Origin of the sequence: Austwickia chelonae (assembly GCF_003391095.1) — a bacterium.
Classification (GTDB): Bacteria; Actinomycetota; Actinomycetes; order Actinomycetales; family Dermatophilaceae; genus Austwickia; species Austwickia chelonae_A.
Genome location: NZ_CP031447.1, coordinates 3,422,190 through 3,438,360, shown reverse-complemented (window position 1 = coordinate 3,438,360; position 16,171 = coordinate 3,422,190). Strand labels below are relative to the sequence as shown.

Sequence of the window (16,171 nt, the reverse complement as noted above, 5' to 3'; positions counted from 1 at the left end):
TCCGGCAGCGGTCAACGAGAGGAGTCAGCTGGAAAGGGCCGGTGAAGACTCTTCGGCCATCACCAGATAGGCATCGGCCATTCCCGGGGTCGCTTCCCGGATGAGGCGTACAGCCTCCTCCTTGGGTACATCGATCACCTGCACGGCCCCCAGCCCGGAGGCCACCAGCGCGGACAAGGTGACCAGGCCCCGGCGACGCTGGAACCAGGTCTCCGTGACCTGCCAACCGATGATCGACCGAACCCTCACCACCGACCGGGAGAAAGGTGCTGTCCCCTGGTCCGACACCAGATACCCCGGCACGAGCGCATGGCCGAGACGACGGTTCCGCAACCAGGCCAGCCAGGACTGGACGACCACCAGCGCGCCCACGATCGCGAACAGCCACACCGGCCACCCCCACCGCCAACAGCCCACGGCCAGGACCGGAGCCACAACGACCGGCAGCGACAACGCCCTGAACCATCGCCGCCGCCGTGCCGCCGGGCCGTGACCCACCGCAGTGACCTCCAACGGCCGAGGATCGTCCAGGACCTCGGCGAGGACCCTGCGCGACACCGACAAGGGCGCCGGCGGAACCAGCATCACTGCGCCCGATACGGCGTCCGCGACCTCCTGACCGGAGGTCATGCCACCGGTGACCAGTGCCTTGGCCTGCCCGCCGCGGGCGATCGACAAGAACAACGGACGCTCCAGGACCACCCCCCGCATCCGTGACTCCTCGATGACCGTCGCCCGTGAGGTCGTCAACCCCCGAGTCACATGCAGGCCGCCGTCACCGTCCCGCGTCAACTGATAGTTCCAATGCGCGAAGACGTACAGAACCATCGACAACACGACTGCCAGGACCAGCAGAAGTAACCCGCCACCCACCCAGAGCGCCACCGGGTCGATCCGTAAGGTGCCTTCCCGGGCCGACTCCAACCACGGCGACAACAGCTCTGCGAGCCGCTTCTCCTCCATCAACTTCGACCCGAAGTAATATGCTGCGGCGAGCGCGCCGAACCCGCTCAGGCTGAACGGCGCCAACAACACCCACGTCGGGTCCAGCCGACACAGCAACGTCCGCTCCGGTTCGTCCGGGGCAGGGAATACGCCAGCGGCCGTGGCCCCGCCGCTCTGCGCATCGTGCGGTGCACGCCTTCCCCCGGCCTGTGAACCCGACATGCCGGCCGCAGCGAGCCGACTGGACAGCAAGGTCATCCGCAGCTCGCGGGCATGCGCCGCAACCACCCCCTTCAGCTCCGTCGCCGTCGCACCGCCCGTCCTGACCGACAGATCCGCGATCCCCAGCAGCTGACTCGGCAGCGACGCCTCCACGTCGACCGTGCGGATCCTCTCCAACGGGATCGTGGCGACCTCTTTGTTCAACACCCCCCTCTTCACCAAGAACTGACCCGCATGAATGCGATAACGGGTGAAGAAGATCGACGCTGCACCCCTAGCCAGCAGCACGAATGGCGCCGCCAACAACAACCACAGCATCACCCCGCCACTGGTCCAGGCGAAGATCACCAACGGCAGCAGAGGGAATAGCCAGTCCGTCACATTCGTGATCGGCAGGATCACCAACCGACGCAAAGCCGGCCGCTTCCACGGAGTGTCCCCCACCGCCGGAGGAAGCTCGCTCTCAAGCACCCCGCCCACAGGCTCCTCGGACCTCTCCTCACTCATGTCGCATCACCCGGATCCTGCGAGGTCACCAAGGTCAACCGGCTGACCAGCTCCTCCACGACCTGCCGTTCCAGGCCGTCGATCTCCAACGACCCGCTCGCGCTCGCCGTGGTCACCGTGAAACTGCCCAGACCGAACAGACGATGGATGACCCCGTACTTGCTGTCGACCGTCTGAATACGGGTGATCGGCGCTATCCGGGAGGTCTGCGTCAGCCAACCGGCCCGCGTGTAGACAGCGATGTCATCGGTTTCCCACCGGTGCACCCGATACCGCCACTCCGGCATGACCACGACATGGGCCACCGCGCAGACCGATGCGACGATCAGGGCATAGACCGTCCACCCGCGGAAGTTCTCGAACAGCCAGACAGCACCCGCCAACGGGACGACCAGGAACAGCCAGGACAGGGCTGCGCGCGTCCGCCACATGTGTCGAGCCCGAGGATGGGCACGATGCCGAGGCAGACGAAGAGCGAAACCCGCAAGGGGTGGACCGTTCAGGGTCGACTGCTCGTTGTCCATGACGCCGCCTTCAATACGGTGAAATACGTAAGCTCGAGATTATCGGGTGGCAGGTCGTTCCGGGGGGTTCTTCAACGCTCCCCGAGCGTGAGTCGCTCTCGGCACCGGCGTACGGTGGACCAGGCGACCTGTGTCTATGTGAGACCTTGATCTAGAGAGATATATCTCACATAAAGATCGACGTATATGGCGACGACATCCTCCGCCGCCACCTCCTGAAAAGGCCTGGCCATCCCATGGCTCAGGCATGAAATCCGGGCATATCCAGCACCGGAACCCATCGAGGTCATCTCGACACGCCCGACCAGCAGCCTCGCTAGGTTTTAGAACAAAACCCTGATAGTTCAACGAAAGAGCCCACATGACAGAACACTTCATCAATGGGCAGTGGGTGGAAGCCGCGTCCGGCGACACCCGAACCATCCACTGCCCAGCCGACGGACGCCAAGTGGCCGAGGTCGCCGAAGGCGACGCTCAAGACGCGGCACTCGCCGTAGCCGCCGCCCGCCGCGCCTTCGACAACGATGAATGGTCCGCCGTCACCTCCACCGACCGTGGGCGCCTCCTCCACGCCGTGGCCGACCAACTCGAACACGACCGCGACCACGTCGCCGAACTCGAATCCCTCGACACCGGGAAACGCTTCGTCGAGTCACAACTCGACATGGACGACATCATCTCCGTCTTCCGCCACTTCGCCGCGCTCGCCCAAGCCGACGGCGGACGAGTCGTCGACACCGGCAACCCCAACGTCAGCAGCCGCATCGTCCACGAACCCGTCGGCGTCTGCGCCCTGATCACCCCCTGGAACTACCCCCTGCTGCAAACCGCCTGGAAAGTCGCACCCGCGCTCGCCGCAGGCAACACCTTCGTCCTCAAGCCCAGTGAGCTGACCCCCTCCAGCGCGATCTGGTTGATGCGGACGCTCGACGACCTGGGGCTTCCCGCCGGTGTCGCCAACCTCGTTCTCGGCCCGGGTGCCACGGTCGGTGCAGCACTCGTCGAATCACCCGATGTGGACCTGGTCTCCTTCACCGGGGGCCTGGCCACGGGGAAGACCATCATGGCCGCCGCCGCAGGCACCGTGAAACGGGTCGCCCTCGAACTCGGCGGCAAGAACCCGAATGTCATCTTCGCCGACGCCGACCTGCCGGCCGCCATCGACAATGCGCTCACCGCCGTCTTCCTCGATTCCGGCCAGGTCTGCTCCGCCGGGGCACGACTCATCGTCGAGGAATCGATCCACGACCAGGTCGTCGACGAACTCGTCCGGCGTGCCGAGGCCATCCGGCTGGGCGGACCCTTCGAATCGGCCGCGGAGACCGGCCCGCTCATCAGCGCAGCCCACCGCGAGAAGGTCGAACGCTATGTCGAGGCCGCATTGGCCGAAGGCGCTGTCCTGCGCGTCGGTGGAAAACGCCCGGAGAGCCCCCGCTACGAGGACGGCTTCTACTACCTGCCGACCATCCTCGACGGGTGCGACACCCGGATGCGCTGCGTCCAGGAGGAGTCCTTCGGCCCGGTACTCACCGTGGAGACCTTCAGCGGTGCCACCGGCCGTGAAGCCGAGGACGCCGCCATCGCCCTGGCCAATGACACCATCTACGGTCTCGCCGGAGCAGTCTGGAGCGAGAACGCCGGCCGCGCCGAGCGGGTCGCCCGCCGTCTGCGCCATGGCACCGTATGGATCAACGACTACCACCCCTACGTCCCGCAGGCCGAGTGGGGTGGGATGAAACAGTCGGGGATCGGCCGTGAACTCGGCCTCGCCGGGCTTGAGGAATACCGCGAGACGAAGCACATCTGGCACAACATCGACCCTGCTCCGGCCGGATGGTTCGAGAACCCCCAGCCGGTGGCCAAGGAGACGACGGAGCCGGAGAAGAAGGAAACGGGGCAGCCGGAGACCGCGGAGAAGGACGATTCGACCGCGATAGCGGTGACCGCGCCGACCCTGGACGCCGAACCGGCACCGAAACGGGCTCCTGAACCCGAGCTCGGACCGCTGTCCGGTCCCATGCCCATCATCGAGCCCCTGGCCGTGCCCCCGCTGTCGGACGCCTTGCTTTCGCAGCCGCTGCCGGTGGCGGTACCTCCGGTGACCGAGCCGTCCTCCGAGCCGGAGAAACCGGCCGAGCAGCCGGAATCGTCCGATCCGGCAGGTGAGCCCGCCGTTGAGGAAGTCGGGAAGGCCGATGTGCCCGCCGCCGACGTCGACGTCGACAGGGCAGAAACGACGGAACCGTCGAAAACCCCTGAACCCGGACCTGAAGTACCTCCTGCCGAGGCATCGGCCGAGGAGTCGGCTGAGGATCTGGCCGAGGAGTCGGCCGAAAAACCCGCCGAGGAGCCTGCCGCAGACGCAGATGTCACGAGCGAGTCACCGGAGTCAGCTCCTGAACCGGAGAAGGACAAGGTGACAGCCACCCCGTCGGTGACCGAAGCCTTCGCCGGGAAGTCCGGCCGATCGATCCTCGTCGACTCGGCCACCACCACCAGCCGGGTCGACATCCCGGTCGTCACCAGCTTGGTCGACATCCCGGTCGTGGCCAATCTCGCAGACCTGCCGATTCCGCTCAGTCCGGTCCCGAAGAGCACCCCGGCCAATGCCGACCCCGCCGCCATCACTACCAAGGACGACGAGAGAGAGCACCACGGATGAGTATGACCCAGTACGACTACATCATCGTCGGCGGCGGTTCCGCCGGCTCCGCCCTCGCCAACCGCCTCAGCAGCGACTCCGGTACCAGCGTTCTCGTCCTCGAGGCAGGCCGGAACGACAGCAAGCTGGATCCCTTCATCCACATGCCCGCCGCACTGCCCTTCCCGATCGGCAGCCGGTTCTACGACTGGAAGTACGAGTCGGAGCCGGAGCCCTACATGAACGGGCGCCGCGTCTACCATGCGCGGGGCAAGGTGCTCGGTGGCTCCTCCAGCATCAACGGGATGATCTTCCAGCGGGGTAACCCGATGGACTACGAACGGTGGTCGAAGGACCCCGGGATGCAGGACTGGGACTACGCCCACTGCCTGCCTTACTTCAAACGTATGGAGAACTGCCTCGCCGGAGCAGACTCCTGGCGTGGCGGCTCGGGGCCACTGGTTCTCGAGCGTGGGCCGGCCAACACCCCGCTGTTCGGTGCTTTCTTCGAGGCCGCCCAGCAGGCCGGTTACCCGCTGACCGACGATGTCAACGGCTACCGGCAGGAGGGCTTCGCGAAGTTCGACCGCAATGTGCATCGTGGCCGTCGGCTCTCCGCAGCACGGGCCTACCTGCACCCGGTGAGCAAGCGTGAAAACCTCGTCGTGGAGACACTTGCCCAGGTCACCGGGCTGCGGATGCACCGCAACCGGGTCATCGGAGTCGACTACGTCCGTGCAGGCCGCTTCAAGCACACTGCGCTGGCCGGCGACATCATCTTGTGCGGTGGCGCCTTCAACTCACCGCAGCTGATGCAGCTCGCCGGGATCGGCCAAGCGGACGAACTGGCGAAACTGGGCATCGACCCGGTCGCTGATCTGCCTGGTGTGGGCGCGAACATGCAGGACCACCTCGAGGTGTACATCCAGCATGCCGCGACCCAGCCGGTGTCCATCGCCCCGTACTTGGCGCACAAGTACAAACCGATGATCGGCGCCCAGTGGCTCTTCGGTCGCACCGGTGTCGGCGCATCGAACCACTTCGAGGCCGGCGGCTTCATCCGCAGCAATGACGGGGTCGCCTACCCGAACCTCATGTTCCACTTCCTGCCGATCGCGATCCGGTACGACGGGTCGAAGCCGGCCAGTGAGCACGGCTACCAGGTGCACATCGGTCCGATGTACTCCGACTGCCGGGGAACCTTGAAGATCCGTTCGACCGACCCCTTCGAGCACCCGGCGATCCAGTTCAACTACCTGTCGACCGAGAACGACCGTCGCGAATGGATCGAGATGGTGCGCGCGGCCCGGGACATCCTGGAGCAGCCGGCCTTCGCGGCCTTCAGCGGTGGGGAGATCTCTCCCGGACATGAGGTGGAGACCGACGAGCAGATCCTCGACTGGGTCGCCAAGGATGCCGAGACCGCGCTGCACCCGTCGTGCACGGCCAAGATGGGTACCGACGGGATGTCCGTCGTCGACCCGGCCACGATGAAGGTGCACGGGGTTGAAGGGCTGCGCGTCGTCGACGCTTCCGTCTTCCCCTATGTCACCAACGGCAATATCTACGCGCCGGTGATGATGGTCGCCGAGAAGGCCGCGGACCTGATCATGGGCAACACTCCTCTGCCCGCGATCGAGGCACCTTTCTACCGCCACGGTGAAGGCATGCCGCTGTACCCGGCAGGCGACCCGCGCAATAACGCCTGGGATGCGCGTACCGAGCTGCCATCCGCGGCGAGTGTGCGCCTAGCGCGGGAGTCCTCGGCCGTCCCCGATGCAGCGAACCTGCGGGAGGCAGGGGCGCAGGCGTGAGCGGCTCGCCCACGACCGGGACGGCGCTCGACCAGAGCGCCGTCCCGGTCGGCAGGGGCGGACTGCCAGGCGAAAATCCATGTCCTGAAGGAGATCTCACGACAGAAAATCGGGTGAACCCGGTGGTCTTCGTGGGTTCCATCATGGGGGTGCTCGCCGTCGCCGGGGCGGCGATGGCTGCTCCGGAGGCCACGGGGCGGATCATCACCGACCTGGTCAATGTGACCGCCGATGCCTTCGGCTGGTTCTACATCCTGTTGGGCACCGCCGTCGTGGTCTTCGTCATCCTGCTGGGCGTTTCTCGATACGGCCGGATCAAACTCGGGCCGGACCATGCCAAACCGGAGTTCTCGACCTTCTCCTGGGCCGCGATGCTCTTCGCGGCCGGCATCGGTACCGACCTGATGTTCTTCTCGGTGGCCGAACCGGTCACCCAATATCTGACCCCGCCACGAGGCCCGGGCAGCACCTTGGAAGCCGCCGAACAGGCACCGGTATGGACCCTCTTCCACTACGGCATCACCGGCTGGGGAATGTACTGCCTGATGGGAATGGCCTTGGGCTACTTCGCCTACCGGCGGCATCAGCCCCTCGCGGTACGTTCCGCGCTGGTGCCGGTCTTCGGGTCCCGCATGGAGGGTCCGCTGGGCCACCTGGTCGATGTGGCGGCAGTTCTTGGCACCATCTTCGGTGTTGCCGCCTCGCTGGGGATCGGTGTCGTCTTCCTCAATGTGGGCCTGGAGATCCTCTTCGGTGTGCCGCAGGGGCTATCTGCGCAGACGGCTCTCGTCGTCATCGCTGTGGTGATGGCTGCGGTCTCGGCGACCACCGGGGTCGACAAGGGCATCCGGGTGCTCAGCCAGATGAATGTCCTCCTGGCGATCGGGTTGGCGGCCTGGGTGCTGGTGACCGGGAACTCCCAGTTCTTGTTGAACGCCTTGGTGCAGAACATTGGTGGCTTCGTGGTCGCCTTTCCCGGGATGAGTGCGCAGACCTTCGCCTACGACCAGCCCACGGAGTGGATGTCTTCGTGGACGCTGTTCTTCTGGGCGTGGTGGATCGCCTGGGCGAGTTTTGTCGGTCTCTTCCTGGCCCGGATCAGCCAGGGTCGGACGATCCGCCAGTTCGTCGCCGGGACGATGGTGCTCCCGTTCAGCTATATCGTCATGTGGGTGTCGATCTTCGGTAATTCTGCGATCGAGCGGATCCGCAGCGGGGACGGAGCTTTTGCCGCTTTGGCCTCGGCGAAACCGGAGCAGGGTTTCTACACCCTTCTGCAGCAGTATCCTGCGCCGACCTTCCTGGTCGGGGTGGCCACTTTCGTGGGTCTGCTCTTCTACGTGACCTCTGCCGACTCCGGCGCTCTGGTGATGGCGAACCTGAGTTCTCGGCTCAGCTCGCCCTATGACGACGGCAAGCCCTGGCTGCGGATCGTCTGGGCAGCGGTGACCGGCGTCCTGACCATTGCGATGCTCTTCGTCGGTGGCATCTCCACCTTGCAGAAGGCCACCGTCGTGATGGGTCTGCCTTTCGCCGTGGTGATGGTGCTGGTGATGGTGGGTCTCTATCGAGCTCTTCAGGTCGAAGGACGTCAGGCTCAGGCTCGTCGGCATCGGTTCCCGCCGGTGCTTCCGGTCCGGGCGCCGTTGCCTGGTGGTGCGACCGCTTCCGTCGGTCAACAGGATGCGAGCGCATCGGCGTGGAAGGCTCGGTTGGCTCGGGCGATGGAATTGACCGATGTCGCGGACGCCGACCGTTATCTCTCCCGGGTGGTGGAGCCGGCGCTGCGTGCAGTCGCTGCCGAGTTCGTGTTGCGTGGTCAGCCTGCTGAGGTCGAGGTCGGGGAGTCTTTCGTGGATCTGAGGACGTCCGGCGTCGGGGACCATCCGTTCGTGTATCGGGTGGAGCTCGACCAGGCGCCGGTCCCGGCCTATGGCGGTCGCATGATGAAGGGCCGCAGCGCCTATGCCCGCTTGGAGGTGCATCTGGCGAACGGTGGGCAGGAGTACGACGTCATGGGGTACAACCGTGGTCAGTTGATCCACGACGTCCTCGACCAGTACGAGGGGCATCTGGAGTTCCTCCGGTTGGAGGATGCCGCGACCTGAGACGGTCGGTTCGATGTCCGTCATCTGTTTTCCCTGGCCGGAACGCCCGTCTGCTGTCATGCTGGAGGGCGTTCCGGCCTGGGTGTAGTGATGTCTTCTTGTGGGGACCTATCCGTCGCCTGGCGCGCTTGGGCCGGATATGGTCTGCCCGCAGGCATTTCGCCTGTCTGCGGCATCGGGACCGCCGGTGTGGATGTGGTGGCAGGAGCAGAAGATGAGGCCAGAGCGTGTGGCCCCGCCGGAAGGCACTGAAGGTGTCTTCGAACAGGCGCGTCGTGCTTCTCCCCGTCGTACCGGTGGCCGGCGGAAGGGTGTACTCCCATGATCTGATCCAACCCGAGACGCCTCACTGATCTTCATCAGCCCCTCTATCGGAAAGGCTCCGCATGAAATCCCTCCTCGGGGGAGCGCCGTCGCGGCGACGTCACTTGGTGACATTGTGCTTGGCGACGCCACTCCTGGCCGTGACTGGCCTGGCTCCCTCTGTCGCCGCCGCTCATGGCGCGCCGTCGGTGGTCGTGCACGCCCAGGACGCTGCTCCCTCCCCGAAGACCGAGACGGCAGGCACGCCGTTCACGGTGACCTTCACCCCCGGTGCAGACGCACGGACCATGCAGGTCAAGATCGCTTTTACCGACCGTGCACTGCGTGGAACCGGAACGTTGACCAGCTACAAGGCGGATGAGCAGAAAGCCGCCGCATCCTGGAAGGAGGACGCCGCCGACGGCGTCTGGGAACACACCATCGTGGAGGCGGCCTCAGTCGCCCGTACGAGGTTGGTGTTCGAGTTCACTCCTGCCGCCCAGAAGGACGGTGCTGCGGCGAAGACCTCACGGGTGCTGTTGACCCCTGACTTCGACCCGTCGAAGAAGTACGCTGCACGTGGCGTGCTGGCCGGACAGGACGACACGAAACGTCCTGCTGCGCAGCAGACCAGGACGGCTCCGCCGAAGCAGCGGACCGTCGCGCCGAAGCCCTCGCCCACGGCGACCCAGCCCTCGTCCGCGCCGACCACGCAGGGAAACCGCAGCGCTCCGAGTACAGCCCCGGACGACGTCGTGATCGAGGCTCCTGTCGGTGACGTCACCAGCGCGCCGCGGGTCTCCACGGACGCCCCGGTCGTCGTCGACGACCAGGGCGCGAAACCGAAGGGCCAGGAGCAGCAGAAGCAGGCGCCTGGCCAGCGTCGGTTGGTGACTGAGGGCAAGGTCAGCCTGCAGGCAGGTCAGGACGGCGACCGTCTCACCCTGTCCGTGACCGACGGTGCTTCCGCAGCAGGACGCCCGTTGGAAGAGGTGGCCCTGGGCGTGCGTGACAGCGCCAAGTCGGTGCGTGGCGCCGAGTTCGAGGGTGCTGAGTGGAACTTCCTGGGTGACCAAGGGTCTTCGGCTTTCGTCACCCCGCCTGCGCCGCGGCCGGGTGTGGTGTGGCCGGGGTACTCGACGGAGAAGATCGACTTCGCGTCCTTGTCCGGGCCGGTGCGTCTGCACCTGGAGAAGTCCTCGGGGCCTGGCGAGGTGAAGCTGTTCACCTTGGACGCGATGACCAAGAAGCCGTCCGTGCAGATCGACACCGGTGCGGGGGTGCGGGAGCTCGCGATCGACAAGGCAGCCCGGGCCAACTCCGGATGGGTGTTCACCCAGCCCGGCTCCTACGACCTGTCGGTGCGTTACACGGCGAAGTCGAAGGACGGCCGTGATCTGGACAGCGGAACGCAGACGCTGAAGGTCCTCGTCGGTCAGGACGCTATCAAGGCCGGTGGTGGGAAGGCGGAACCGGTGGCGCCTGCGCCGTCCGCGTCCACTCCTGCCACTGAGGAGAGCATCGAGATCGGTGCGCAGGCCGCTCCGGCGGCCGACGAGGTGCCGGTCGTGCCGGTGGTGCCGAGCGTGCCGCCGAACAACTCCGGGATGCCTGCTGCTCCTGTGCTTCCGGCGCCTCCGGGTCTCCCGGCTTCACCGGGGTTGCCTGCCAGCCCGGGACTGCCGGCCAGCCCGGGTGAGCCAGTCTCTCCGGCGGTCCCGGTCACTCCGGGCAGCCCTGCCTTCCCGGGCCTCCCTGCCGGGGACAGCACCCCTGGTATCCCGGGCTTCCCGGGTGGTGAGCTGCCGTACACCGGTGGCCCGATCCTGTCGATGCTGGGTGTCGGTGGTGCCGCGCTGGCCGCGGGCTTCCTGCTTTTCCGGCGTAGCCGCAAGAGCACGGGCGGGACTCCATGAACGAGCCCTGGGCTCCAGGTGTCCGAGTGACTGGTGCTGCTGACGGGCGTGGAGCAGTGGCGGCCGTGCGCGGTCGTTCTCGACTCTCCATGGCCTTGGCCGGATGCTGCGGCGTCATGTTGGCCTTCCCCACCGGTGGGCTTCCGAACGCTGCCGCGGCGGAACCGACTCCGGCGACCCCGGGCGCGTCGGCCGGTGCATCGGCGGGGGCCTCCTCCTCGTCGGCGTCGCCGAAGCCCTCGGCTCCGGCGTCCTCTTCGGCTCCGGTGGCTCCGGCGACCTCGGCCGCTCCGGCCAGGCCGGTGGCTCCGGCGGCGAAACCGACCGGTGCTGCTCCGGCTGCGACGGATTCTTCTACCGGGGCTCCTGCCACGGCATCCTCGGCTCCGGCGCCGACGACGGCGGATTCCCCGCCGGTCTCGGAAGCGGAGTCGGCCCCGACGACCACGGCGACCCCGGTCGGGAAGAAGAAACTCGATCAGGGCGATGTGGACGCTTTCGACGTGACGGTGAAGGACGGCGTCCTTCAGCTCGGATCGGCAACGGGCACAGGGGCACAGCGTGCCGCTCACGACCCGGAGAAGGTCGTGTTCCACGTGAAACCTCAGGCGCAGCGCACTGGTTTGCCTGAGGCGGTCGTGAAGGGTGGCGCAGGCTATCTCCTTCCGGAGAAGAGCACGCCCGGTCTGCTGCGTCCGGCGTGGAATACCACCCAGGCGCAGGCTGCCGGATTCACCGATGTGGATCTGAAGTTCACCGTGGGGAAGAACCCTGGAGCGGTGGCACTGTTCAGCGGTGGAGCGTCTCCTCAGCCGGTTCTGGCCGAGGGGTACTCCCTGCCGGGCGCCTTTCGGGTCGACAAGGCCGGTCGTGGTGTCGCCAACTGGGTGTTCACCAAGGTCGGCACGTACACCGTGACGGTCCAGGCCAGCGCGGTCAAGGACGGCAAGAAGGTCACGAGCCGTGCGGTGACGTACACCTGGGTGGTGGGGGAGGGCGCATCGCCGCCGTCCACGCCGCCGTCCACGCCGCCGTCCACGTCGAACCCGCCGACGACCCCCCAGCCGCCGGTGACCTCGAACCCGACACCTTCGCCGTCGAACCCGGGGGCATCCGTGCCCGGTCCGGGTCGACCTTCGGCTCCGGCCGAGGGAAAGGTCACCTTGAACCGGGGTGTCGCCGACCTGTTCTACGTCCGTCAGGGTCAGGGTGCCCTGGACCTGTCGGTGCGTGAGGAGATCACTGGCCGCAATGTGATCCGTACTCCGGAGAATGTGCGGGTTCTGGTGGGCGACAACGCTCTCCGCCAGGTGCCTGCGGGATTCCCGGAGGCCGGGAACAGGGCCTACGTGCTCCCGGCGGGCGGTGGCCCGCGGCTGATCCGACTGGGCTGGAACACCTCCGCGCTGGAGGGCACCGGCCTCGGGGCCACGGACATCGAGATGTCGGTGAGCGGTCCGGGCCGGGTGTCACTGTTCCGGACGGGCCGAGACGGCAAGCCGGGCAGTGTGCTCACGCACGGGGGGCTTGCGCTTCCCGGCACCTTCCACCTGGCCAAGCCCTCGCTGGAACACGCCAACTGGCTGTTCTCCGCTCCGGGGACGTACACGCTGACAGCGCGGGCGACCTCGTCCGGGATGTCCAGCCGTACCGTCACCTACACCTTCGTCGTGGGTGGATCGTCGGGGGCCTCCACGGCTCCGACGACGCGTGGTGCTGCCGCCCCGGTGGGACCGCTCCCGGACGCTCTGCCCGTGGATCTTCCCGGTGGTTGGGCAGGTTGGGCGGGGCCGCTTCCTCCGTTGGAGAACGGCCTGGGGCTGCCTCCGGTGGTCACCCCCATCGGCGAGCCGGTCGAACCCGGCCAACCGGTAGAGGTTGATCCGACGCCGATCCTCGACGGGGTCTGCAGCAAACCGGGTGCTTCGGGTATGCCTTCGGGTGTGGCGACCAGCGGGAGCTTCGACATCACCCAGCGGCTCGAGGCGCAGGCCTTGGTGCCGATGATCAAGGACTCCCGTAATGCCCCACCCAAGTTCGTGTCCCCGACCGCGATGGTGTTCGGGTTGGGCGACAAAGCCCGGCACAAGGCACCTGAGGGTATGGAGTTCATCGCCAAACCCGGCGAGAACGTGTGGACGATCGGTGCCACCCCTGAAGAGGGCGTGCCGCTGATCGGGGAGAACAGCCAGCACGAAAGTCTGGTGAAGGAAGCCGCAGGCCCGGTCACGGTGACCCTGACGGCTGCTCAAGGGCCGGGGCAGGTCGCGCATTTCCTGCCTGGTCCGTTCGGTGGCGGAGTCGGACAGCGTCTGTTCGACACGGTCGGTGGGACGACGTCCTACGCTCTGCCGTCCAACGCCCGTCAGGTGGGTTCGTGGGTGTTCACCAAACCTGGTGAATACCGACTGACCTTGACACATTCGGCGAAGACGAAGCAGGGCAAGGAACTGTCTGCTCCGATGACGCTGAACGTGGTGGTCGGCGGTTGTGACAGTGGGCCGAAGATCACCGCACCGCCGACGGCGGCAGCTGCTGCACCGACGGGGGCTCCCAACCCGTCTCAGGTGGCTGCTTCTCGCGCCGGTTTCGGTGTGAAGGACGGCTTGCTGGCAGCTGCCCTGGCGGTCAACGCCGGGTTGCTCTTCCTGCTGGCACGACGCCACCGGAGCCGTAAGGCCGCAGCCGTTCCGGATGGGGACACCCCAGGAACCGTCTGAGCCGAGAGGTTCTGAGCCGACAGGTTCATCGGGGCCGTGTCCCTGGATGCTACGGCGATCGCCGTGGTGTCCGGGGTACGGCCCCGAGTCGTGTCCGAGGTCTGCCTGAGGCATGTCGCCGACCGGGTCGAACCGTCCGCCTGGACCGGCGGGTGTGAGAACGGGCTGGACGGGTAGGGCACAGGCAGAGGCGGCCGTGTCTGCGCGCAGTCTCCGTCGACGGGCACTGATCATCGGAGGGAGGCCGGCCTTCTGAGAGGCACTGTGGTGAACGATTCGTCGGAGGGCATGCGTCCGTCGAGGAAGCGCTCGGGGAGGACGGTGGCTTCGTCATCGCAGGGCGGTGTGGCGACGCCGCTCGTCGTGCTGGCCAAGGTGTTCGCGATCGTCTGCTGCGCTGGGCTGGTGCTCTTGGGGATGTGGGACACGGCCGAGCCGTTGATCCCGATCCTGCAATCGGTCCTGGGCTTCGGATCAGCGGCCCTGGCTCTTCTCGTCGTGGCGTGGAGGCGTGGCTCGATGAGCCGGGTCGGGTGGGCCTGCCTGGCTGTCCTGGTGGCCTTGGCGGTGGCGCCGTCACCTTTTCCGGTGGTGCGGGTCCAGGGAGATCCTGCGTCTCCTGATCTGACGGTGCTCACCCTCAATTGCCAGTTGGGCCAAGCTGATCCGAAGGAAATCATCGATCGGTTGTCGGAATTCGATCCGGATGTGGTGGTGCTCGTCGAGACGAACCCCCGGCATGTCGAGGAACTGGACGGTCTGGGCCTGGCTGACCGGTACGAGTTCCGTACCGGGGAGGTACGCGACGAGGCCGCTGCAGGGTCGATGGTGTTGACGAAGGCACCTCAGGAGGCTGTCGTCGACCCCTTGGCGGAGGAGTTCACCTTCCAGAATCCGCTGGTGAGGGTCGGCGTGCGTGGTACCCCTGTACTGATCAGGGGCGTGCATGTCTTTCCTCCGGTGGATTTGTACAACGGAGCGTGGCATCGGGAGTTGACCGCGCTGCGGGAGTGGTCCGTCAGCGCCGGTGAGTCGGTGGTGCTGGCCGGGGATTTCAATGCGACGGCCCGTCATCCGGTGTTCCGGGCCTTACGTGCTGAGGTGGGCTCGTCGTCGGCTTCCTCGGGGGTGTGGCCGGCGTACACCTGGCCGCAGGGGTCGTTCGTTCCGCCTTTCGTGGAGTTGGACCATGTGCTGTCGCGTGGGCTGACCTGTTCGGGGCATCGGAATTTCGTGGTGTCCGGCACTGATCATGCGGGGGTCTACACGCGGTGCGTATTGGTATCGAAGTGATGTCTTTTTTCGTGTGCTCCGCGATGTCCTTCTGGGAGAGGTCGGCTCGCGGCGAGAAGCCTGTCTGAGGGTTTCGGTAAGGGGAAAAGGCCCTCAATTGCCCAGGAAATTTAGGTTAGGCTCACCTAAGTTATCCCTGTTGCAGTGTCTCCACCAGGAGTTATTCATGAACTCGCTGATCCGCCGCTCCCTCGTCGCACTCAGCGCGGTAAGCCTTGCCTTCACCGCCGCCGCCTGTTCGCCAGAAGCGACCGGCAGAGCCTCCGGAGGAAGCGCGTCAGGCTCCGGCCCGATCACCATCAAGCACGACCTCGGCGAGACCACCCTCAAGGAAAAACCCAAGAACATCGTCTCCACCTCGATCGTGCTCACCGGATCCCTCCTGGCGATCGAGGCCCCCGTCAAAGGCTCCGGCGCTTCCGCCCCCGGAATGCCCGGATTCGACGAGCAAGGATTCTTCTCCTACTGGTCGCCGGTGGCCAAGGAGCGCGGCGTCAAAGCGCTCTACGCCAAGAACCAGCTCGACCTCGAAGCCATCACCGCCGCCAAACCCGACCTGATCATCATGTCCTCCTCCGGCGGTGACAGCACCAAGGACAACTACGAGCAGCTCAAGGCCATCGCACCCACCGTCTCCGTCAACTACCTCACCCAGAGCTGGCAGGACGTGACCAAGCAACTCGGGCAGGCCACCGGGCTGTCCACCAAGGCGGACGAGATCGTCGCCGGTTACGACAAGGAGGTCGCCGAGCTCAAGAAGAAGACCGCAGCACCCACGGAACCCGTGCAGGCGATCGTCTTCAACGGCGAGAACGGATCCGCCTTCGCCCTGCCCGACGGGCCCCACGACAAGGTCTTCTCAGCCATGGGCTTCACCCTCGCGCCGGTCGACACCACCAAGGCCAAGAACCCGGGCGGAAAAAACCGCAAGGACGTCGCCTTCCTCTCCGCAGAGAACAGCGTCAGCGCCTTGACCAGTAAGAACCTTCTCCTCATCGACGGCACCGAGGACACCGTGGCCAAGCTGAAAGTCGCCCCCGGCTATGCCACCGTCCCCGCCGCTTCCACCGAAGGCAAGATCGTTCCTCTGCAGCCCAGCTCCTTCAAGATGGACTACTACAGCGCCCTGGAGATGGCCCGCACCCTCGCCAAGGCCTTCCCCGCGTGAATCACCTCCT

General features: G+C 66.2%; 10 protein-coding genes. 8 read left to right on the top strand and 2 right to left on the bottom strand.

Annotated elements, in window-relative coordinates; all coding sequences use genetic code 11:
* Positions 1 to 24: 24 nt before the first annotated feature.
* Positions 25 to 1,674, bottom strand: coding sequence for a PH domain-containing protein (locus DX923_RS15115; protein WP_116115917.1), 1,650 nt, complete (start codon positions 1,672 to 1,674; stop codon positions 25 to 27).
* The gene (locus DX923_RS15110) at positions 1,671 to 2,198 is read right to left on the bottom strand and encodes a PH domain-containing protein (protein ID WP_205413061.1); all 528 of its coding nucleotides are present in this window, start codon (positions 2,196 to 2,198) and stop codon (positions 1,671 to 1,673) included. The genes DX923_RS15115 and DX923_RS15110 overlap by 4 nt, the downstream gene beginning before the upstream one ends.
* Positions 2,199 to 2,559: 361 nt before the next feature.
* Here DX923_RS15110 and DX923_RS15105 point away from each other — a divergent pair, with 361 nt between their 5' ends.
* The 8 genes from DX923_RS15105 (at position 2,560) to fepB (ending at position 16,161) form a co-directional block, all read left to right on the top strand.
* Positions 2,560 to 4,860, top strand: a complete 2,301-nt coding sequence (locus tag DX923_RS15105) for an aldehyde dehydrogenase family protein (protein ID WP_116115916.1) — start codon at positions 2,560 to 2,562, stop codon at positions 4,858 to 4,860.
* A complete protein-coding gene (gene betA / locus DX923_RS15100) occupies positions 4,857 to 6,653 on the top strand; it encodes a choline dehydrogenase (RefSeq protein ID WP_116115915.1) in 1,797 nt (598 codons plus the stop codon). Before DX923_RS15105 ends, betA begins: the two co-directional genes overlap by 4 nt.
* Before the next feature lie 113 nt (positions 6,654 to 6,766).
* Positions 6,767 to 8,761: a choline BCCT transporter BetT gene (betT, locus tag DX923_RS15095; RefSeq protein ID WP_240322660.1), complete on the top strand. Its 1,995-nt coding sequence runs from the start codon at positions 6,767 to 6,769 to the stop codon at positions 8,759 to 8,761.
* 386 nt (positions 8,762 to 9,147) lie between these two features.
* A complete protein-coding gene (locus tag DX923_RS15090) occupies positions 9,148 to 10,980 on the top strand; it encodes a choice-of-anchor M domain-containing protein (RefSeq protein WP_162873053.1) in 1,833 nt (610 codons plus the stop codon).
* A gap of 26 nt (positions 10,981 to 11,006) precedes the next feature.
* Positions 11,007 to 13,700, top strand: coding sequence for a TIGR03773 family transporter-associated surface protein (locus tag DX923_RS15085; protein ID WP_116115912.1), 2,694 nt, complete (start codon positions 11,007 to 11,009; stop codon positions 13,698 to 13,700).
* Between the two features lie 36 nt (positions 13,701 to 13,736).
* Positions 13,737 to 13,877, top strand: coding sequence for a hypothetical protein (locus tag DX923_RS16395; RefSeq protein ID WP_162873052.1), 141 nt, complete (start codon positions 13,737 to 13,739; stop codon positions 13,875 to 13,877).
* Between the two features lie 90 nt (positions 13,878 to 13,967).
* Positions 13,968 to 14,993, top strand: a complete 1,026-nt coding sequence (locus DX923_RS15080; RefSeq protein WP_162873051.1) for an endonuclease/exonuclease/phosphatase family protein — start codon at positions 13,968 to 13,970, stop codon at positions 14,991 to 14,993.
* 166 nt (positions 14,994 to 15,159) lie between these two features.
* Positions 15,160 to 16,161 carry a Fe2+-enterobactin ABC transporter substrate-binding protein gene (fepB, locus tag DX923_RS15075; RefSeq protein WP_240322659.1) on the top strand — a complete coding sequence of 334 codons (1,002 nt, stop codon included), beginning with the start codon at positions 15,160 to 15,162 and terminating at the stop codon, positions 16,159 to 16,161.
* The last annotated feature ends 10 nt before the right edge of the window (positions 16,162 to 16,171 follow it).